This window comes from Pedobacter fastidiosus, assembly GCF_014306625.1.
Lineage (GTDB): Bacteria > Bacteroidota > Bacteroidia > Sphingobacteriales > Sphingobacteriaceae > Pedobacter > Pedobacter fastidiosus.
The window spans coordinates 70084-91486 of record NZ_JACRYL010000015.1 but is presented as its reverse complement, the minus strand read 5'-3'; the positions used below and the strand labels follow the sequence as shown (position 1 = coordinate 91486).

General features: G+C 34.5%; 22 protein-coding genes. 14 read left to right on the top strand and 8 right to left on the bottom strand.

Features of this window, described 5'->3' with window-relative positions; all coding sequences use genetic code 11:
• Positions 1–234: 234 nt before the first annotated feature.
• Positions 235–1707 (bottom strand): RNA polymerase factor sigma-54, encoded by a 1473-nt coding sequence (gene rpoN, locus H7U22_RS16620; protein ID WP_187072466.1) that lies wholly within the window; start codon positions 1705–1707, stop codon positions 235–237.
• 165 nt (positions 1708–1872) lie between these two features.
• Here rpoN and mscL point away from each other — a divergent pair, with 165 nt between their 5' ends.
• Positions 1873–2262 carry a large-conductance mechanosensitive channel protein MscL gene (gene mscL / locus H7U22_RS16615; RefSeq protein ID WP_187072465.1) on the top strand — a complete coding sequence of 130 codons (390 nt, stop codon included), beginning with the start codon at positions 1873–1875 and terminating at the stop codon, positions 2260–2262.
• A 130-nt stretch (positions 2263–2392) separates the two neighbouring features.
• Here the strand turns inward: mscL and H7U22_RS16610 are convergent, their stop codons facing one another.
• Positions 2393–3262, bottom strand: coding sequence for a ChaN family lipoprotein (locus H7U22_RS16610; RefSeq protein ID WP_187072464.1), 870 nt, complete (start codon positions 3260–3262; stop codon positions 2393–2395).
• A 130-nt stretch (positions 3263–3392) separates the two neighbouring features.
• Between H7U22_RS16610 and H7U22_RS16605 the strand changes: the two genes are divergently transcribed.
• The 8 genes from H7U22_RS16605 (at position 3393) to tsaB (ending at position 9410) form a co-directional block, all read left to right on the top strand.
• Complete coding sequence (locus H7U22_RS16605; RefSeq protein WP_187072463.1) at positions 3393–4157, top strand: LiaF transmembrane domain-containing protein; 765 nt, start codon at positions 3393–3395, stop codon at positions 4155–4157.
• Between the two features lie 11 nt (positions 4158–4168).
• Positions 4169–4504 carry a DUF4288 domain-containing protein gene (locus H7U22_RS16600; RefSeq protein ID WP_187072462.1) on the top strand — a complete coding sequence of 112 codons (336 nt, stop codon included), beginning with the start codon at positions 4169–4171 and terminating at the stop codon, positions 4502–4504.
• A gap of 7 nt (positions 4505–4511) precedes the next feature.
• Positions 4512–5573 (top strand): sensor histidine kinase, encoded by a 1062-nt coding sequence (locus H7U22_RS16595; RefSeq protein WP_222621884.1) that lies wholly within the window; start codon positions 4512–4514, stop codon positions 5571–5573.
• Positions 5551–6285: a LytR/AlgR family response regulator transcription factor gene (locus tag H7U22_RS16590; protein WP_187072461.1), complete on the top strand. Its 735-nt coding sequence runs from the start codon at positions 5551–5553 to the stop codon at positions 6283–6285. The genes H7U22_RS16595 and H7U22_RS16590 overlap by 23 nt, the downstream gene beginning before the upstream one ends.
• Before the next feature lie 1537 nt (positions 6286–7822).
• A complete protein-coding gene (rpmH, locus tag H7U22_RS16585; RefSeq protein ID WP_010601723.1) occupies positions 7823–7981 on the top strand; it encodes a 50S ribosomal protein L34 in 159 nt (52 codons plus the stop codon).
• 67 nt (positions 7982–8048) lie between these two features.
• Positions 8049–8447, top strand: a complete 399-nt coding sequence (locus tag H7U22_RS16580) for a ribonuclease P protein component (RefSeq protein ID WP_187072460.1) — start codon at positions 8049–8051, stop codon at positions 8445–8447.
• Entirely contained in the window at positions 8431–8661 is a 231-nt protein-coding gene (gene yidD, locus H7U22_RS16575; RefSeq protein WP_187072459.1) for a membrane protein insertion efficiency factor YidD, read from the top strand. The genes H7U22_RS16580 and yidD overlap by 17 nt, the downstream gene beginning before the upstream one ends.
• A gap of 59 nt (positions 8662–8720) precedes the next feature.
• Positions 8721–9410: a tRNA (adenosine(37)-N6)-threonylcarbamoyltransferase complex dimerization subunit type 1 TsaB gene (gene tsaB, locus H7U22_RS16570; RefSeq protein WP_187072458.1), complete on the top strand. Its 690-nt coding sequence runs from the start codon at positions 8721–8723 to the stop codon at positions 9408–9410.
• Positions 9411–9423: 13 nt separating this feature from the next.
• Here the strand turns inward: tsaB and H7U22_RS16565 are convergent, their stop codons facing one another.
• Together H7U22_RS16565 and H7U22_RS16560 are read right to left on the bottom strand one after the other, a co-directional pair.
• On the bottom strand, positions 9424–10830 hold the full coding sequence (locus H7U22_RS16565; protein WP_187072457.1) for a DUF5723 family protein: 1407 nt from the start codon (positions 10828–10830) through the stop codon (positions 9424–9426).
• Between the two features lie 29 nt (positions 10831–10859).
• Positions 10860–12428 (bottom strand): hypothetical protein, encoded by a 1569-nt coding sequence (locus H7U22_RS16560; RefSeq protein ID WP_187072456.1) that lies wholly within the window; start codon positions 12426–12428, stop codon positions 10860–10862.
• Between the two features lie 91 nt (positions 12429–12519).
• Here H7U22_RS16560 and H7U22_RS16555 point away from each other — a divergent pair, with 91 nt between their 5' ends.
• Positions 12520–12906, top strand: coding sequence for a DUF423 domain-containing protein (locus tag H7U22_RS16555; protein ID WP_187072455.1), 387 nt, complete (start codon positions 12520–12522; stop codon positions 12904–12906).
• Positions 12906–15386, top strand: a complete 2481-nt coding sequence (gene priA / locus H7U22_RS16550; protein WP_187072454.1) for a replication restart helicase PriA — start codon at positions 12906–12908, stop codon at positions 15384–15386. Before H7U22_RS16555 ends, priA begins: the two co-directional genes overlap by 1 nt.
• Here the strand turns inward: priA and H7U22_RS16545 are convergent.
• On the bottom strand, positions 15383–16060 hold the full coding sequence (locus tag H7U22_RS16545) for a hypothetical protein (protein ID WP_187072453.1): 678 nt from the start codon (positions 16058–16060) through the stop codon (positions 15383–15385). The two genes, priA and H7U22_RS16545, sit on opposite strands and share 4 nt — an antisense overlap.
• Before the next feature lie 188 nt (positions 16061–16248).
• Between H7U22_RS16545 and H7U22_RS16540 the strand changes: the two genes are divergently transcribed.
• On the top strand, positions 16249–16905 hold the full coding sequence (locus H7U22_RS16540; RefSeq protein WP_187072452.1) for a protein-L-isoaspartate(D-aspartate) O-methyltransferase: 657 nt from the start codon (positions 16249–16251) through the stop codon (positions 16903–16905).
• A 61-nt stretch (positions 16906–16966) separates the two neighbouring features.
• On the opposite strand, the gene smpB is transcribed toward H7U22_RS16540, so the two are convergent.
• A complete protein-coding gene (smpB, locus tag H7U22_RS16535) occupies positions 16967–17416 on the bottom strand; it encodes an SsrA-binding protein SmpB (RefSeq protein ID WP_187072451.1) in 450 nt (149 codons plus the stop codon).
• 221 nt (positions 17417–17637) lie between these two features.
• Between smpB and H7U22_RS16530 the strand changes: the two genes are divergently transcribed.
• Positions 17638–18117: a TlpA family protein disulfide reductase gene (locus H7U22_RS16530; protein WP_187072450.1), complete on the top strand. Its 480-nt coding sequence runs from the start codon at positions 17638–17640 to the stop codon at positions 18115–18117.
• Positions 18118–18276: 159 nt separating this feature from the next.
• On the opposite strand, the gene H7U22_RS16525 is transcribed toward H7U22_RS16530, so the two are convergent.
• Together H7U22_RS16525 and H7U22_RS16520 are read right to left on the bottom strand one after the other, a co-directional pair.
• The gene (locus tag H7U22_RS16525) at positions 18277–20139 is read right to left on the bottom strand and encodes an Nramp family divalent metal transporter (protein WP_187072449.1); all 1863 of its coding nucleotides are present in this window, start codon (positions 20137–20139) and stop codon (positions 18277–18279) included.
• Entirely contained in the window at positions 20126–20788 is a 663-nt protein-coding gene (locus H7U22_RS16520; RefSeq protein ID WP_187072448.1) for a metal-dependent transcriptional regulator, read from the bottom strand. Before H7U22_RS16520 ends, H7U22_RS16525 begins: the two co-directional genes overlap by 14 nt.
• Positions 20789–20914: 126 nt before the next feature.
• On the opposite strand from H7U22_RS16520, the gene H7U22_RS16515 reads away from it, so the two are divergent.
• Positions 20915–21385 carry an Lrp/AsnC family transcriptional regulator gene (locus H7U22_RS16515; protein ID WP_187072447.1) on the top strand — a complete coding sequence of 157 codons (471 nt, stop codon included), beginning with the start codon at positions 20915–20917 and terminating at the stop codon, positions 21383–21385.
• Positions 21386–21403: the final 18 nt, after the last annotated feature.

Here is a 21403-nt window from a genome sequence, read left to right as displayed (position 1 = left end):
CCTTAGATGTTCCTAGATATCTAAGGTGGTGAAAAATGAAATTTAGGATTTAATAAATTGCTGGAAATATAATTACCATTTAAGAAACCTGAGCTATTTATGTAAAATTGAGTTTTATCAATTGGTTTTCCTTCTTAAACTCATTTTTATTCACAAGAACAGTTACATTAACTTTTGCCAATTATTTCTTTTATGGTCATCCGTAATACGAATAATTTTTAACAGTAGTAACTTTTAAAGTTCCTTTCTTAAACGAGCAACCGGGATATTCATTTGTTCGCGATATTTTGCAACAGTTCTTCTGGCAATATTATAACCTCTTTCTTTTAAAATATCGGTTAGTTTTTCATCGGCCAAAGGTTTGCGTTTATCTTCGTTTCCAATGCAATCTTCAAGAATTTTCTTAACTTCTTTGTTAGATACTTCTTCTCCGTTTTCTGTTTGAATTGCTTCAGAAAAGAATGATTTTAATAAGAATGTACCGAACTCGGTTTGAACATATTTGGAATTTGCAACCCTCGAAACCGTCGAAATATCCATATCGATTTTATCGGCAATATCTTTCAAAATCATTGGGCGCATTTTACGTTCATCCGATGTTAAGAAATACTCATACTGATAATGCATAATGGCATTCATCGTTTTAAGTAAAGTCTGTTGTCTTTGTTTAATGGCGTCGATAAACCACTTTGCCGAATCTAGTTTTTGCTTAACAAATTGAACAGCTTCTTTTAGCTTTTTATCTTTAGAAGATGCTTTGTCATAATGCTCAAACATCTCCTGGTAAGAGCGACTTACCTTTAATTCCGGTGCATTTTTAGAATTTAATGTGAGTGTTAAAATACCATCGTTATTGCTGATGTGGAAATCAGGAATAATTTGCATTTGCTTGGTGGTAACCTGATTAGCATCGCCCGGTTTTGGGTTTAGGCGTAATATCTCGTTAACAACTTCTTTAAGTTCTTCACTGTCCAGACCTAAGCTTTTCTCCAATTTATCGTAATGCTTACGTGTAAATTCATCAAGATAATTTTCTACAACGTTCATTGCTTTTACAATGATTGGGTTGTTGGCATCTTTCCTTTTCAGCTGAATTAATAAACATTCTTTTAAATCTCTTGCGCCAATTCCTGGAGGATCAAAACTTTGGATCAATCTCAACATCTCCAAAACATCCTCTTCTTCAACCATCACATTTTGTGAAAAGGCTAAATCATCAATCATTGAACCCAGCGGACGGCGTAAATAGCCATCATCATCTAAGCTTCCAATAATTTGTTTGCCGATAATAAAGTCTTGATCGGAGAGGGGAATTAAATCAAGTTGCTCTTGCAAACTTTCGAAAAAAGTACTTTCAATTGCTATTGGAGTCTCTTTTTTTTCATCGTCATCATCACCATTATTATAATTGGTGCTGTAATCGTTGGTATTGTCATCCTGCAGATAATCATCTACATTAAACTCATCCATGCTGGTGTCTTCTGATGATTTTTCATAATCATCCGGTCCGTCGTTTAAATCATCATATTCGCTTTTCGGCTCCTCTGCAGTCATTAAACTTGGATCTTCAAGCGCAGGATTATCTTCTAATTCTTCTTTTACACGGGTATCTAAAGCAACGGTTGGCACCTGCAACAACTTAATAAATTGGATTTGTTGAGGTGATAACTTCTGTAATAATTTTTGTTGTAAATGTTGCTTTAGCATATTATGTATAAAAGAATAGGGGCAAAAATAAACAAATCATCTCAGATATTTTCTAGAATACAATAAATGCTGTTTATATGTTCGCTTTTAAATTTTTGCCTAAACATTTGGATTAAATTTAATCTTTGCTACTTTAGTAAATAAATCATTCTAAAACTTTGTAAAATGGGATTTGTAAAAGAATTTAAGGATTTTGCCGTGAAGGGCAACGTTATCGATTTAGCAGTCGGTGTAATTATTGGAGCAGCATTTGGTAAAATTGTTAGCTCATTGGTCGAAGATATTATCACTCCGGCAGTATTAGGTCCAGCACTTAAAGCTGCAGGTTTAGAAGATTTAAGCAAACTTACCATTGCTGGTACTGCAATTAAATACGGTAATTTTCTTTCTCAAGTAATCTCATTTATTATTGTTGCGTTGGTGTTATTCATAATTATCAAAACGGTAAATAATATTAAAAAGAAAGAAGAAGTAGCACCATCTGCGCCACCAGCGCCTACAAAGGAAGAAGTTCTTTTAACAGAAATAAGAGATTTGCTAAAATCAAAAGCATAAAAGAAGCTGTATCATAAATCATTTTTTAATAGATTTTGTCTCGTTGAGCCTTTTCGAAATGCTTTAAATGCATTTTTATTAATCCTTCTACAAGCTCAGGGTGTCAATTGCATTTATGATACAGCCTTTATTAACTTCTTTTAATTTTGGGATCGGTGATGATAATATAATCACCTAGGGTTTTAAATTTTCCCCAATCTGGCTTGTCAAAGCTTTCATCAGAGAATGATGAGATATTTAAAATTTTTAGCTTTGGCGCATACTTTTGGAGTTTGGCCAATGTGCCTAGTTTTTCATCACTGTGGAAGCGCCCGTTGAGCTGAAAAATCTTGATTCCTTTGTTGGCTTTCGCAAATTTTGCCATAGACCAAGCCATAGTTGCATCCCAAAAATTTTGCGTTTGATAAATTTTCATCGAACCCATATTGTGTCCGCCCAAAGTTTCAGTGAATTTTTCATTGTATCTGCCGGTAGCAGTATCGACAGGAATTGGAGGTAAAAATGCTTTGGATGATTCTGGAAAACCTTTCAAAACATCTAATCCGCCCATTGTAACGGCATTACTATATCGGGCTGCGGCATTTGCAGCAATTACACTCAATTTATTCTGTTTTGCATATTCAATGGCAGGTCGATAATCTTTATAATTTCCCCAAGCTCTGCTTTCTTTAATAAAATTTTTTTCTGAAATAACTCCAGCTAAGTATTCATTAACAATTGGTTGAACATCGGTATGGAACATTTCTAAACTTAATGCTATATGTTGAGGATATTTTTCATTCAGTTTTTTAAATAGTTCGGCCTCCAGAAAGTGCCCAATAGAATCATTGTGTTCTTCTCCCAAAAATAGAACATCAGCTTTACTCATGTCTGAAACGATATCATCAAGCGAAATTAATTTTTGTTTTTTTACGTCGTAAACCTTATAAGTAGGATTTATATTCTGTGCAAAAATCCCAAAAGGAAGAGTTATGGCAATTATTAAGAGAAGAATTTTCATGGCCTCAAAATAGTGAAATATTTTTCACCGATGAAATAGCGGCACTTACCGTGATTTAGCCATTTTTTAAGGATTCTTCATTTAGCAGGTTAATATTTATAAATACTTTTGGTTATTAATACGAACACACATGGAAAATCTAAATAATATAAACAAAAACTCTGGTCGGGTTTGGAGCGGGGCAATAATCGTCATCATCGGACTAGCATTTTTATTAAATAACATTGGGCTGGATATCCCAAGATGGGTAATTAGCTGGCACACGTTTTTAATTGTGTTGGGGTTATTTATTGGCTTAAGAAGTAATTTTAAAGGTATTGGTTGGTTGGTTCTGGTTTTAATAGGAGCTTATAATACTTTACAGAGAATACCACAGCTTGATCTGGATATTTCCAAATATGCACTCGGCTTCGGATTGGTAATTGTTGGTGGATTCTTAATTTTTAGGCCAAAATCTACATTCGACAAAAAGAAATTTAAAGCCAATTTCAACAATGAATTTGGGGGGAATGATGATTCTGCTGATTTTAAAGCAAAAGATAAGGGCTCATTTGATAACGATATTATTGATGTAACGGCTGTTTTTGGCGGAAGTCACCAAATTGTTTACTCGAAAAACTTTAGGGGTGGAGATATTACCGCTGTTTTTGGTGGAGCGGATATAAACATGACGCAATCAGATTTTGCTGATACGGTTTCGCTGGATGTTACTGCCGTTTTTGGTGGGATAAAATTAGTTGTTCCGCAAAACTGGGCAATAAAATCAAACGTGACTGCATTGTTTGGAAGTGTAGAAGATAAAAGATCTCACATTATGCCAAATGGAGAAATTCAAAAAACCTTAATTTTAGATGGTACGGCCATGTTTGGAGGGATAGAAATTAGAAGTTTTTAAAACCCTTTATTATGAAATGGTTTGCAATAAATTGTATCTATCAGGTTATTTGTGGCGAGGGAAAACACTCGCCACAATTTAATGAGCAAATAAGATTGCTTCAAGCAACTGATAGATTGGAGGCAGTTGAGAAAGTAAATCAACATGCAACCCAGTATAATGTGCCTTTCAAAAATTGTGTAGGCGAAAAAGTGGTGTGGAAATTTTTGGGGATTGCGAGCCTAACCGAAATTAACGAAATTAAAGATGGGGTAGAAGTTGCTTCGAAGATTTTAGAACCGAAATCAGCAGAAAATTATCTCAAAAAATTAAAACACAGAATAAGATTGCTCACAGAATCTAACTAAACAAACTTTGATTACTAGACCATTAACTATTCCACAAATACAGAAAACCTCGCTTGCTTTTGCAATCTCCTGGGTTATTTTGTGCGCCATTGGTTTACACTATTTTGTAAACTTTTCTTGGTATATTTCTTTTGCCGATAGTTTTATTAACAACTTTCTTCTTGCAATAGCATGTATAAGCATAAGCAATATGTTGGGGTATTATCAACCCAAAAACGAACGGATTTTATATGTGTTAATTGTAACGTTGGCACTCACCTTCGTTATAATTTACATCGCTAAATACTCCCTGCAATATGTTTTTATCGATTATAAAGATTACCTCGATTTTTATAACTTTTCTTTCCCATTTAGAGGCTTAATCTCCTTTATGTGTCTTGGCTGGTGTGCTTTAGCTAACGTTTTATGGTATCGATTAGAAGAGCAATCAGAAACACAAGAAAGGCTTTCAGCTGCTAAAAGTCTAGCTAAAGAGGCTGAGCTAAACAAACTGAGACATCAATTACAGCCCCATTTTCTATTTAACAGCTTAAATTCTGTATTCGCACTCACCATGGTAAACCCAAAAGAGGCTGGGGTAATGATTACCAAACTGGCTTCATTTTTACGTGGAACTTTAAAACGCGATGATGAATTATGGGTATCTGTAGAAGAGGAAATGGAATATATTCAGCTCTATTTGGATATTGAAAAGGTTAGGTTTAGTCACCGTTTAAACATCGAAGTTAATATAGCAGATGATACTTTGAATTTATGTTTGCCCGGAACATTATTGCAACCAATAGTAGAAAATGCCATCAAGTTTGGTCTCTATAATACTTCATCTAAAATCACAATTAAGGTAGATGTAACTGTAGACGAGAATCTTTTGAAACTACGTGTCGAAAATCCATTCGATCCGGAAATGAAAGCAACCGGAGGAACGGGCTTTGGTTTAACGGCTATTAAACGTCGATTATATCTTTTATTTGCCAATCCACATTTATTGCAGACCGAAATTGAGGCAAATAATTTATATATTACCACTCTAAAAATTCCACAAAAAAATGATCAGGACCATACTAATTGATGATGAGCCTTTAGCCAGAGATATTGTAAAATACTACCTTTCAGATCATGCAGAAATTGAAATTGTTGCCGAATGTTGCGATGGTTTTGAAGGCTTAAAGGCGATTACCTTGCACAAACCCGATTTAATTTTTCTGGATATCCAAATGCCTAAAATAAGCGGTTTTGAAATGCTTGAGCTGGTAGATGATAAACCGGCAGTTATTTTCACAACCGCTTTTGATGAATATGCCATTAAAGCTTTTGAAGTAAATGCTGTTGATTATCTCCTTAAGCCGATAGATAAGAGCCGTTTTGATGCGGCCATTAAAAAGCTTCCAGCAAAACTTAATCAAAAGGAAAATACCGAGGCCGTATTAAATGCGGCTGCGTTAACGCCTGCTCAAAATAATAGAGTCGTAGTTAAAAAAGATGGTGTAATTAAAATTATCCCCGTAGCTGATATAAATTACCTTGAAGCAGATGATGATTATGTTAAGCTTAGCACAATTGATGGCGCTTTCTACAAAAATAAAACCATGGCTTATTTCGAACAGACTTTAGATGCCGGACAGTTTATTCGCATTCATCGTTCCTACATTATCAATCTCGCCCAGGTTACCAAAATAGAGCTTAAGGAAAAAGATAGTTATGTTGTTCTTCTAAAATCAGACATTTGGTTGCCCGTTAGTAAAACCGGTTATGTAAAGTTAAAGGCCGCCTTGGGATTATAAAGATCTTTTATTAATTAAATTCTTTTTGAAAAGCAAGTTACAGCTAAGGTTTATGTTACCTCCTGCTGTGCATTATAGCCCCGAGAAAATCGGGGGCTGTCATTTCCATCAGGTTTATTTTACAAAATTGCTGCAGAGAACTAGAGCCTGCTCCTGCAAAGGTGCAATCAAAATTGTTCAATTGACTCTGGTTACAAATCCGAATTTCCTAATTTAGAGATATACTTCGCTAATCTCTCGAGCAGCAATCGGGGATGATGTAATATCAAACGTTCCTACGGAACGTAAAAACAAAATGCTATTGTTTTTTACCCAGCAGTCGTCCCTATAGGACGAGGTTTAGCTTGTTGGGGATTAGAGGGTTAAAATATATTCCGCTAATAAAATAAGAGCTTTATACGCTGTGCCTAATCAGTTCATGCTGAATTTACTTCAGCATTTCTTTCTTTTACCAAGCATTTGAGCCAATAATTTTTACTTTATCTCGTCCCATCGGGACGGTTGTTGGGTAGAAAGAAATAGTTGATATTATTTTCGTTCCGTAGGAACGTTTGATCGATATAGGAATTGCGTTTGCATCTCAATTATATATAATATTAATACCAACCAAACCATACAAATCAAACGTTCCTACGGAACGTAAAAGCAAAAAGCTTTTGTTTTTTTACCCAGCAGTCGTGCCTACAGGACGAGGTTTGGATTGTTGCGGATTTATGAGTTCAAAATATGTTCTATTAATAAAATCATAATTTTTACCTTATCTCGTCCCATCGGGACGGTTGCTGGGTAGAAAAAAAATAGTTGATATTATTTTCGTTCCGTAGGAACGTTTGATAGTAATTATATATCCATATTAACACCAACCAAACCATAAAAGTCAAACGTTCTTACGGAACGTAAAAACAAAAAGCTATTGTTTTTTACCCAGCAGTCGTCCTACGGAACGAGGTTTGGCTTGTTGCGGATTTATAAGGTTAAAATATGTTTTTTTAATAAAATCATAATTTTTAATTTATCCTGTCCCTACAGGACGAGGTTTGGCTTGTTGTGGATTTAGAAGGTTAAATATGTTTCGCTAATAAATAAAAGCTTTAGACGTTGTGTCTAACCATTTCATGCTGAATTTATCTCCGCGACTTCATCAATAAAGAATTATAGAGCCCTTTAACAAAATTCATAAATCAATAATTTTTAATTTACCCCGTCCCATCGAGACGGCTGCTGGGTAGAAAAAAAATATTTAATAATTATTTTCGTTCCGTAAGAACGTTTGATTAAAATACGAATTGCATTTGAGAGGCAATTATACACCAATATCGAAATTAATGCCAACCAAGCCATAGAGAGATGCTGGCTTTTCTACGGCAGATTAGGCCACGGGGCCAAATTTCCAAAAGAATTATTACATTTGTGACAACGGCATCCGTTAGGAACTCTACAATTAGAAAAAATAAAACAAAACACTCTTGCATATGTAGAGAAATCGCTTTATATTTGCACCTCTTAATTTTGAAATTATAATAGATAATATACAGTCATGAAAAGAACATACCAACCTTCGCAAAGAAAGAGAAGAAACAAACACGGCTTCCGCGAAAGAATGGCAACAGCTAACGGCAGACGAGTATTAGCATCACGTCGTGCTAAAGGAAGAAAAAGATTAACAGTTTCTGACGAACGCAAGCATAAAGCATAATTTTTGATTGCTTTTCCGAGCAATCGGAATCGGCAGATCAAATTCTGCATTTATCAATCAAAAATATATGTATACATTCAAGAAAGAAGAACGATTATGCAGCAGAAAATATTTAGATCTGCTGTTTAAAAATGGTTCTTCTTTTTTATTATACCCATTTCGGGTGTCTTATCTCTTCGTTGATGAACCGGCTGAAGTTCAGGCTCAAGTAGTGATCAATGTTCCAAAAAAGAGATATAAAAGAGCTGTAGACCGTAATCTACTCAAACGTCGCATTCGCGAAGCTTATCGTTTAAACAAGCAAGAAAATTTCTACACAAAATTACCAACAGATAAAGGCTTGCTATTATTTTCCATTCAGTTTGTGGGGAAAGATAAATATGAGTTTGAATTTATTCAAAAAAAGCTGATTGCCACATTTAAGCGTTTTCAAAACTTAATTCAACCAAATGAGGCTAATCAATAGAATTTTCGGCTGGTTCTTTTTGGGTTTGATTCGAATTTATCAATACGCAATTTCGCCAATGCTCGGTGCAAATTGCAGATTTACACCAACTTGCTCGCAATACGGAGTTGAAGCAATAAGGAAATATGGCCCCTTTAAAGGCGGTTGGATGGCTTTAAAACGTATCGGCCGTTGTCACCCTTGGGGAAGTCATGGGCACGATCCTGTGCCTTAGAAAATAAAAACCTGTAACCTTCTACCCTAAAAACCCTCTACCTTTTTTATCTTTGCCCTATGGCTAAAATACTTCAAATAGAAACAGCAACTTCCGTATGTTCTGTAGCGGTATCAATTGATGGAAAAACGATTACGGTTAAAGAAGAAGTCGGGCAGAATTTGCATGCAAGTAATCTTACTCTTTTTATTGAGGAAGCCATAAAAAAAGCTGGGTTAACATTTAAAGATCTAGATGCAATTGCCGTAAGTAAAGGCCCTGGATCTTATACTGGCTTACGAATTGGTGTTTCAACAGCAAAAGGATTGTGTTATGCGCTAGATATTCCATTAATAGCGATAGAAACACTGGAAATGATGGCTGCTGGTTTTCTAATTAAAACTCCTGATTATAAAGACTTAATTTGCCCAATGATCGACGCTCGGAGAATGGAAGTTTATACAGAAATATTTGGTGCTGATTTAAAAGTTTTAGAGCCAACATCAGCAAAAATTATTGATGAAGGCAGTTTTGCAGAACATCTGGCAAATCAGAAAATAACATTTATTGGTGATGGTTCGTCAAAGTGTAAGGAAGCTTTAAATAACTCAAATGCCTTCTTCTGTGATGATAATTTTAACTCGGCAAGTTATATGTCTTTCCTCGCAGAAAATGCTTTTACAAATGGAGCTTTTGAAGATGTAGCTTACTTTGAACCTTTCTATTTAAAAGATTTTGTAGTTACTCAACCAAAGAAACAAAAGGCTTAAAATAAGTTAAAAATTATTTTCTCTTAAAAATAGAAAAAAGGTTTTTAAAGAAACTTCCTTCGTTATCATTTATACCCGGCATTACATCGCTAAACTGAGGATGGTTAACTACATCGCCAAATTTTATCCCAATTCCCATATAAAATGAGCCTCCGTTGGGCCCACTTCCAATAGTTGCATCATTTTTGATTACTCCACTAACCTGGCTTGCCGTAGATAATAGATTATCGGTGCCTAAAAACATCTCGAAGTTTGGTGTTTGGTACTTTGCCTGTAAACCAACCATAAATATATTGTTGAGGTTGTAAAGAGGAGTAACACTGCCAGAAAAATCGTTGTATTTAAACGTATTTATAAAAGCAATATCTCCACCTTTGTAAAAAAGACTTTTAGATACGGCTAGAGCAGGTTTATAAAAACCATAAGCTTTAGACATGTAAACATCTATTTTTGCATTTGTAGGCGCTAAAAATTTACTTCCCTCTTCTGATATGAGAAAAATATCCTTAATTTCTTGATTGGTATTTCCTTGGTTGAAAGCAATATTGTTAATAGTTTTAAAAGCGTTTGCCGTAGTTTTTGTTGTATTACTTCTCCACCAAATAAATCCAAGGTCTTTTACATTGGCCATTAAAAATAGTCCTTTTTTAGTGGTGTAATTCGTTCCAAAACTTAGTGAAAGTCCGGGGTTTTTAAAGTTGGGAAAGAATGTTTTTTTATCGATTTCTTTTGTATCCGTATAATTTGCCGAGTAAACACCAGCAAGTCCGATATCCAATGAATTGGTTTCTGGATTGATGTATAAATAGGAATCTGAAATATCTAATTTATTGTAAAGAATCCCACTTAGTAAGCTGGCTTTAACACCAAAAGCTAATCTTTTATTGTAATTCTCTCTATAAGTAAAGCTAAACTGATGATAAGTTTGCTGGTATCCTTTTGTATTCAAAATATCGTTAAGTTGCGTAAATTGAGGAAAACGAGTGTAGGAATCAAAAATTGCCAGCGTTTCGTTGGTATAATCTATCTGAGAATCGGATCTGATTTGCCAAGCAAAACCCATTTCCTTTTGATATTTGTAGGATTTAAAAAGGCGAAAAGTAGCAACGTAAATATTGCTGTTTTCATAAAAATGGTTAATATCGCCAGTTCCTATTGGAAGGGTTCTTGTATCATTTTTTCCTTCTTGAGTTAGTTTTCTAATGATATATTCTGCACTTCCCTTGTTAGCGGCGTTAAACCCAAAATTTGGCAAGAAAAAATTAGACGAAAATTTTCTGGATGAATCCAGTGTGAAAGACTTTTGAGAAGGATTTTCAAAAGCATCGAACATTGTTTTTGTTCCGAATAAAGCATACTGTTGGGCGTTAACAGCCGTAAAGCTGATTACCGCCACAATGGCGAGTAAAAGTTTCTTCATATAAAATTGTTTTCTGGCTTATTGCCTATTTAACGATTGCTTAACGAATCTGGTATTTCTGGTTTTAAATATTTGTTTAAAAGCAAGTTAGTGATGAATTTTCCCTTATCCGCACTCATTTGGTAATAAAAGGTATCGAAACTTTTTAAACCGCTATCAGCCCTCAAATGTTTGTAGTAAGTCGATAAAATATTGTTTCTGAAAATATCCGTAGAATTCTTAGTGCCAATGTAATAGCTCACATTTGATGTGCTCGAAATTTGATTCAGAGCATCCTGATAAGCAGGGCTTTGAATTAAAAGTCTATTATTCTTGTAATCATTCAAGAAAGATTGTATCGTACTTGCATTATTGGCTACAATTAGGTTGTTGTCTACAATAGTATAATATGGCCTTTCGAACTTCTTAAGCGGTTCTCCATAGTAACTATATAAGATGTTGGAGGATTTAAATAAACGGATGTCTTCACTGTAATCTGCACTTACATCTAGCAAAAGCTGTTTTACTTTCTCGCCATTACTCAGAGCAATTCCAGCAAGTTTTTCTGTTGTACTTAACTGGAAAACAATAAATTGATTTTTGGAATAAACAGGGAAAATATTGTTTAAATCTACCCTATAATTGCTTTTAACATTATCGATAGTTTTCTTTACGTTTTGATCTTCTTTCCTTTTCTCTTGCCAAACATTCAATTTTTTGAGCCAATTTTTATAATCATCAAAGGCATATAAAACGTAATTTGCGGTATTGTCTGGAAGTATGTTGTTAATCGCTATACTCTGTGCAGGAGTGTTTTCAAAAATCTTTAAGTAATTATCTTCAGCTTTTAGCTCAGTATAGCCATTGAATAAAATTTTCTCCTTACTGAAGTTATAATTTAGCGCTGCAAAACTGTTTTGTTTGTTGAACAATGAAATTTCGCCATTTATATTTCCTGCAATAATATTTTTAAGTAATAATGGTGCTTGATTAAAGTTGATGTAAATATGCGCCAATACGTTTTTAGCAAGTACGTTGTTTTCTTTAATGTACTCGGTAAATGGATTTTCTTCTAATCTAATGGAAGCATCCTTTACCAATTTCAGCGAAGTTGATGCCGTTACAACTTGACCTTTAATTCCGACAAAAACAGATAAACTATCGCTTAATTTTACTGAATAGACATCTTCCATATTTTTAACTGCAATAGATTTGCTTTTGATATGGCCATAAAAGTCTTCAACCGATTTGTCTTGCTGAATTTGAAGCGTTAGTAAAAAGTTTAAGTTTTTATTAGAATCAGGGAGAACACTGATGTAAACCTCTTGATCTTTAATAAACGAGTTCAGCGTGTTGTCATTTATAATAAACTCTTTTAGTTGTTTTAAAAGATTAGTTTTTTCAGCGCCAAGTACCTGCTGAATTAAACTTTGTCCTTCAATTATCTGATAAAAGCTTTTGTCATTTTGGAAAGAGAAGAGCAAGGCAGCATTATTTGTTGCCGATTGTAGTGCAAGATCTTTCGCATTGTTCTCATTATTTAATTTAGAAAAATAAACATAGGCCATTGCTGCCACGCCTATAACCAACCCAGTTAATAAAATTATTATTCTTTTCATGTGTCTGTGCAACAAATTTAATTTATTACATCGATTAGTAAGAAGTTCTTTGCCAATTTATTAATTTAGCGATTGCTATAAGCAAAAAATTATGAATAAACGTATTATCCTTACTGCTTCTTTTTTTGGTGCTGTTGCTGTTTTACTTGGTGCTTTTGGCGCTCATGGTTTAAAAAGTTTAATTGATGGCCCCTCATTAGAAATATGGCAAAAAGGTGTTGATTATCAGTTCTATCATACCTTTGCACTGCTTTATCTTTCAACCTTTGCCCGGTATAGAAACAAACTTATTAATATTGCTTATTTCTGTTTTACCTTCGGAATAATCCTGTTTTCAGGTTCTTTATATTTACTCGCAACCCGTAGTATTTTAAACATCGGCTTTACCGAATTTATAGGTCCAGTTACACCAATTGGCGGACTTTTGTTTGTACTTGGATGGATTATGTTATTTTTTGCAGCCATAAAAGATAAATAATGAACGCATTCGAAAATGATATGTTTACAGAAAGAGAAACACTTTTTGTAGAAGTTGTTTTGCCTTTATCCTTGGCTAAAAACTATACTTATCGCGTGCCTTTTGATCTTAATAATCAAATTGAAATTGGAAAACGAGTTGTTGTTCAATTTGGTAAACATAAAATTTATACAGCACTAATAAAAGCGATAACCAAACTTCCGCCAACAGTTTACGAGGCGAAATATGTTATTGATGTTATTGATAACGAGCCTGTTATAACGCCAACTCAATTGAGGTTTTGGGAATGGATGACGCAGTATTATATGTGCAATGAGGGCGATGTAATGGCAGCTGCTTTGCCCGCAAGTTTAAAGCTAGCTAGCGAAACCATTCTTATTCTTCGTGATGATTTTAACGAAGATGCTGAACTTACCGATAAAGAAGAGATTATAATCTCCGCACTTAAAAAGCAGCAAAAACTTACCGTTAATGATGTTTCCAAACTGCTTGGGCAAAAAACAGTTTATCCAATAATTAATCATTTATTGGATAAAGAGTTGGTTTTGGTGGCGGAAGAGGTTGTACAGAAATATAAACCGCTATTAAAATCATTTATTTTATTGAATGAGTTTTATAGTGAGGAAGAAAACTTAAAGCAATTATTTAATATCCTAGATCGGGCACCGAAACAGCTTGATGCTTTACTTGCATATTTAAAACTTCAAAAAGCCGGATTGCCGATTTCCAAAGAGCAACTTTTAGAGGAAAGTAACTGTGGCCCCGCTGCCTTAAAGGCTTTAACAGACAAAGATATTTTTGTGATTATGAAACGGCCGGTGAGCCGTTTGGCTAGTCATGATGATGATTTTAGCGTAAATTTTGTATTAAACGATGAGCAACAAAAGGCTTACAATAAAATAAATAGTCTATTTACTGAAAAGGAGGTCACGCTTCTTCATGGTGTTACGGCTTCTGGTAAAACACAGGTTTACATTAAGTTAATAGAAGAGATTATTAATAAAACTGACGGACAGGTTTTGTTCCTTTTGCCAGAAATTGCTTTAACAACACAAATTGTTGAACGGATAAAACTCTACTTCGGCAATGCAATTGGCGTTTATCACTCTAAATTTAACAATAGTGAACGGGTAGAAATTTGGAATAAAGTTAGAAACGGCGCTTATAAAGTTATTCTTGGCGCTCGCTCAGCCGTATTTCTACCATTTCAGCATTTAAAACTTATTGTGATAGATGAAGAACACGAACCTTCATACAAACAATATGATCCAGCACCTCGTTATCAAGCTCGAGATGCTGCCATTTATTTAGCTCATTTACATCAAGCAAAGGTTATTCTTGGTTCTGCTACGCCATCTTTAGAAAGTTATTATAATGCGCTTCAGGGCAAATACGGATTAGTAGAAATGAAGGAACGCTTTGGTGGTGTTCAATTGCCGAATCAGCAGGTAGTAAGTATCTCAGAAGAAACGAAGAAGAAAACAATGGTTTCGTACTTCTCCAGCGTTTTGATTAAGGATATTGATTTGGCACTTTCTAAAAAGGAGCAGATTGTACTTTTCCAAAATAGAAGAGGCTACGCTACAATTTTAATTTGTGCAACCTGTGGATACACTCCAAAATGTATTAATTGCGATGTAAGCCTAACCTATCACAAAAGTAGCGGAAAACTGCATTGCCATTATTGTGGCTATCAACAGAGTAGTGTTAATATTTGTCCTGCTTGCGGATCTGTCCACGTAGAACAGAAAGGTTTTGGAACGGAGCGAATCGAGGAAGAACTTAAATTGCTTTATCCAGAGGTTACCATTGCCAGATTGGATATGGATACAACCAGAACAAGAAACGGATTACAGCAAATTTTAACCGACTTTCAAGATAAGAAAACTGATATTTTAATTGGTACGCAGATGGTTGCCAAAGGTTTGGATTTTGAAAATCTAAACCTAATCGGCGTAATTAATGCAGACACTTTATTGGGCTATCCAGATTTTAGAGCCTATGAAAGAAGTTTTCAGCTTTTAGCGCAGGTAGCTGGTAGGGCAGGGCGACGTGCTGATCAGGGAAGTGTGTGTATTCAAACTTACGATGCGGAAAACCGAATAATTAAGCAGGTTGTAAATAACGACTACATCGGGATGTATAATGATGAGATCGCAGAAAGGGAAAAATTTCTCTATCCTCCGTTCACCAAAATGATCTTTTTATCAGTTAAGCATAAAGATTCTCACGTTTTAGATTATGCCGCTGCTTCACTTGCAAATACACTTAAAGCAAAGTTTGGAAAACGTGTTCTTGGTCCAGAACAGCCATTAGTAAGCAGAGTAAGAAACCTTTATATCAAACAAATTATCATTAAAGCGGATAAGCACACAGCTATACAAAAAGTAAAAAACGCCCTGAGGGAAACTTTAACAGAGTTTAATGCTGTTAAAGAATTCAAAAGCGTAATGATCCAGATTGATGTTGATCCTTATTAATTTTTTCCGTTTAAGCTAAATTGAACTCCAATAGATACCGGATTTAAAAGATATTCCCATTTTCTGTAGGTAGTTACTGTTCTAGCTACACCATTTGGCAGAGTAAGATCTTGTTTTTCGTAAGAATAATAAAAATCTAAATTACTTTCTGCAAATACATTTAGTTGCGGAATGATGTTAACTTTTAATCCCAATACTGGAGTCAACACTAAACCATTTTTACTTGCGTCAACGGTTTGGTCTGTACTTCCTACTAATGCGCTTTTTGGAGATATTGTTCCAGTAAAGCGATTTGAGCGATAACCTAAATCAAAGCCGAAGTAGGGTTGAATTCTAGAGTAATTAAAGTTTTTTTCGAAACCAATTTTGAAAGAGTAATCAGTTACTTTTCCTCTAGCAATTTCGCATGAAGCACAAGTATTATCAAATTCTTCATCGCTTCTGTAATAGTTTCCACTAATTCTATAACTGATTTGATTATCGTTGAATTTAAACATTAACCCATTTCCGTATGCTTTTACGTAATCTTGTGTATTGGTTTGATTCATTACTTTAGGCAATTGCATTAAAGTAAAACCACGTAAACCAATCGTATAATTATAATCTGCGCTAGATTGAGCAAATAATGTTAAAGAAGTACACAAAACAATAAGGCTAAGTAATATTTTCTTCATGTGTTAATGATGTTTTATATAAATTTTATTGAATTTCAAAAGTAGAAATAATTCCTTACTAACTTGCAAAATATATTTGTAACAATAAATCAAATGAGAATGTTTTTAGTTTTGATTTACTGTTACTTACAAGCGAAACGAAATTTTAAGCTTGTTTCACCACTTAAAAACGCTAATTTTGAGACTTCATGGCCTATAAATTTGTTGATAATTACCGAGAACGTGGTGCGAGAAAGAAGCTTGTTGAGCTATTAAGCAGTCGCGGAATTGAAGATGAGAATGTGTTGAAAGCGATCGGTAAAGTTCCACGTCATTTCTTTTTTGACGAAACTTTCTGGAACCAATCTTACAAGGATATTGCATTCCCAATTGGCGATGGACAAACCATTTCTCAGCCTTATACTGTAGCTTATCAAAGCGAATTACTTCACATTAAAAAAGGAGATAAAGTATTGGAAATTGGAACAGGATCTGGTTATCAAACCTGTGTTTTAATGGAGCTTGGCGCAAATGTATTTACCATAGAAAGACAAGAAAATATCTTTAATCGTACCATCCAAGTTCTACCTGGAATGGGTTACAGACCCACATTTTATTGTGGTGATGGTTCTAAAGGTATTTCTGAACATGCGCCTTATGATAAAATTATCGTAACTGCTGGTGCGCCATTGGTTCCAGAAATTTTGCTGAAACAATTAAAAATAGGTGGAATTTTAGTAATTCCAGTAGGAGATGAAAAAACTCAAAAAATGGTTACAGTGATTCGTGTAAGCGAGACTGATTATGATAAAATTGTTTTAGACACTTTTAGATTTGTTCCGTTAGTCGGCGATCAGGCTTGGTAAAATAGGTTCATTAGTCATTAGTTCATTTGTTAGCATGATTAAAACTAATGATGCCAAAGAACTATCTTTTCATAGCTCTATCCATTTCACGTTTAACGTCTTTGTCTTTCAAGCTGTCGCGTTTATCGAATTCCTTTTTACCTTGTGCAAGTGAAATTTCTATTTTTGCAAACCCACGTTCGTTAATAAAAATTCGCAAAGGAACAATTGTGTATCCTTTTTCTTCTCCTTTAAGTTTCAGTTTTCTAATTTCTTTTTTCTGAAGTAGTAAAGCTCTATCTCTTTTAATATCGTGATGATAAAAAGAACTATGACTGTACTCTGAAATGTGGAGATTTCTAACGTATAAGTTGCCTCCAATAAACATACAGAAAGCATCCGTCATGTTTGCTTTACCTTGTCTAATTGCTTTTATTTCTGTTCCCAAAAGGGCAATTCCCGCTATATATTTATCAATTAAATTATAGTCGAAATAAGCTCTTTTATTTTTTATGTTAATGTCGTTCTTCAAAATTTATGTTCCTATGTGCAGATCAAAATAAGTTCTGCTCTTTTTAATAACCGCTATTTAGCTGGATTGCAAATATCTTAAAAATTGGTGTGATAATCATTTTTAAATTAAATCAACCCGAAATATTTAACACCATGTTTGCTCATCTGTTTGTAAAACCTCAATTTTATTTGGTACTTAATCATTTATTGACTTAAGTTTGGAATATTCAAAACATCGAAATGAAATTAAAAAACATCCTTTTAGCCCTAGTTTTTTTCATCGCTGTACAAGCAAAGGCACAGCAACCAACATTATTGCCTCAATTTACTTTTTTTAAACTTGATGGAAAACCTTTTTCCAACAAGGATATAAAACAAGGAAAAAAGAGTTTATTTATACTTTTCGATTGTACTTGCGAGCATTGCCAAAGGGAAGCAAAACTTCTAAATACCAATTATGCAAAATTTAAGGATGTTAATATTTACATGATTACGCTTGATGAAGTTTACATCATTCCTCAGTTTTTTACTTCTTATGCGCCAGGCTTAAATTCAAAGCCAAACGTTACCGTTCTTCAGGATAAAAACAAAACTTTTATTCCTGCATTTCTGCCTTCAAAATATCCGGCAATGTATCTTTACTCCAATGCCAACAAACTTTTACTTTATCAAAGTGGTGATGGTGGCATTCAAAAAATAATGAAATTGCTTAAAAAATAACAATTGCCTGAGTCGGTTAATAAGTTTATTTATCTATTGTTTTAAGAGATTTGCTAGCGTTAACGATGGAAGCGGCATACTTTTTGGCTTTTTTCTGCCAAAAATATACAGCGAACAGCGTGTTAAAACGCACAGGTTATTAAAAACTTGAATCTACATTTATCGGATAATCAAAACTGGCATATCTACTTTATGCCTAACTGAATCTACCGTTGTGCCAAAAATAAGGTCTTTCAAGCCCTTATGTCCATGAGCGCCCATAACTAACAATTCAAGTTGATTGGTATTGCTAATTTTTGCAATTGCTTTCGCCGTTGCTCCGAAGCCAATAAAAGCGGTAGAATCATAACCTAAATCTGCCAGATTGATTCTGTATTTTTCGAGATTTTCGCCGTCGCTTTGTGTCTCATGATCCATAACTACATCTCCGTGATATCTTGCAGCAGCGGTTTCTACCACATGAATTAGATAATAATGCGCATCTTTTCCGCCTTGAATTAATGCATGCCTAATCGTGTTTCTGTCATTTTTAGAGAAATCAACTGCAATGCCAATTCGCTCGTAGGTTACTTTTTCTATTTTGCCAATGTCTAGTGCATTTCCGTGTGGCACCATCTGCCTGTGCATATTTCTTTTATCGATAAGGGGATGAAAGAAAACATAAAGCAATAGGAGCACGATTAAGATTACTGCAGGGAAAATGATCACATAAATCCACCAGCTATTTGCTTCTTTTGTCCAGCCCGAAATTTCTTCAATAACCAGCTTAACATTTAGTGCGATAATTCCAAATGCACTTGCCCAAGCTAAGATCTTTACCCATAATTTGATGGCAAAATCTTTCATCAATTTTTTATCTGATGTAAAATGGATTAAGGGAATAATTGCGAAACCCAGTTGCAAACTCAATACTACCTGACTCAGTACCAAGAGGCCTCCGAGTGCATCATCGCCATAATGAAGAATGGTGAAAAACGCAGGGATAATTGCCAATAAACGAGTAATTAATCTTCTTAACCAAGGTTGAATTCTTAGGTTTATATGGCCCTCCATAATGATCTGACCAGCAAGTGTACCTGTAACAGTAGAACTTTGGCCAGCAGCAATCAAGGCAATAGCGAATAGGGCAGGTGCTACCTTGCCGAAAATGTTCGATAAAAGTTTATGTGCATCTTGAATTTCGGCTACTTCATGCAGTCCATTTTTATAAAAGGCAGCTGCTGCTAAAATCAGGATGGCTGCGTTGACAAAAAAAGCTAGGTTGAGTGCAACGGTGGTATCTATTAAGTTGAATTTTATGGCTTCTTTAATCCCTTTATTTGTGCGTTCTATTTTTCTGGTTTGTACCAATGAAGAGTGCAAATAGAGATTGTGTGGCATTACCGTTGCGCCAATTATACCAATGGCAATATATAAGGCATCGCCACTTAATAATGAAGGTTCAAAACCTTTTGCTACTTCTTTTAAAGATGGTTCTACAATAAACATTTCAACCAAAAAGGAAATCCCCACAATAAAAACCATAGAGACAATAAAGCCTTCCATTGCCCTCATTCCTTTATTTAGAAGAAATAAAAGGAGTATTGTATCGAAAATGGTGATTGAAATTCCCCAGATTAATGGTAACCCAAAAAGAAGTTGTAAACCAATGGCCATACCAATAATTTCGGCTAAATCACAAGCTATAATTGCGGTTTGTGCGAGTCCAAATAATGGGATATTTGCCCATCGTGGGTAAGCGTGTTTTGATGCCTGAGCCAAATCTAAGCCTCTAACAATACCTAATCTTGCACTTAACGATTGAAGTAAAAGGGCAATTAAATTAGACATTAATAAAACCCAGATGAGTTGATAACCGAATTTACTTCCCCCAGCTAAATCAGTGGCCCAATTTCCCGGGTCCATGTAGCCTACGCTAATTAAATATGCGGGGCCAATAAAAGATAGTATTCGTCTCCAACCTTTTCTCTTATCCGTGGCTACGCTTTGATGTACTTCACTTAACGATTCAGATTTTGCCATTACTGCTTATTAAAATATGTTTTGCAACTTCTCTACTTATATTGATCTGCTTCTCGCTCGAAAGAATTTCTACTGAACCATCGAAATCCGTAACATCAGTAATTTGAATTTGTTTGCCAAGGGTTAAACCTAATTTCTCTAAATGTTTTAAAAATGCAGAGCTGTGCTGACTAACGCCTGTAATTGTTCCAGAATCTCCGACTTTTAAATCTATAAGTTTTATAAACTGTGTTTTGGCAAATCTTCCATGTTTATCTGGGATAGGATCGCCATGAGGATCTGATTTTGGAAAACCCAGAAATTCATCTAGCCGTTCAATTAAATCGACGGATTTAATATGTTCTAGTTCCTCAGCCACGTCATGCACTTCATCCCACTTAAAATTAAGTTTATCAACCAAAAAAACTTCCCAAAGGCGGTGCTTACGAACAATATCAATTGCAGCAGACCTACCTTTATCTGTTAAACTAACGCCTTGATATTTGATATAATCAACCAGTCCTTTATCAGCCAGTTTCTTAATCATATCAGTAACAGAGGCAGGTTTAGTTTGAATTTGCTCTGCAATTGCATTGGTTTGAACAGTTTCTGTTTTTTCTGCCAAGTGATAAATAACCTTGAGATAATTTTCCTCTGTAAAACTTTGCATTTATGTTTATCTAATTTTATTTTTAGGTAAATCTAAAAATTTTTATTTAAAATATATATGATAAATTATGTTAAAATTTAGAATATAATTTGGTTATGTTTGTGTTCTCAATACCTTTGAACTTATATGGCATCAGAATTAGATAAAATTGATTTTAAAATTTTAAGAATTTTACAAGAAAACGGACGGATTACCAACCTTTTATTGTCTCAAGAAATCGGATTATCTCCGGCTCCAACATTAGAGCGGGTTCGTAAACTTGAAATGGCAGGATTTATTAAAAGTTATCATGCCCTTGTAGATGAGGAAAAACTTGGACTTGGAATTAAAACGTTTATTCAAATTCAACTTGATTTCCATAAAAATAATACGATTCAAATCTTTTTGGATGAAGTAAATCAAATCAAAGAAATTACCGAGTGTCACCATGTAACGGGTCAAGCAGATTTTCTTCTTAAAGTTTATGTGAAGGATATTAAAGCTTACGAGCGTTTAATAATGGATAAAATAAGTAAAATTTCTGTTGTGAAAACTTTCCAAACGATGATGATAATGTCTACAACAAAGAAAGAGCCTATTGTGCCTTTGGAGTATTAACCCCAAACCCCTAAAGGG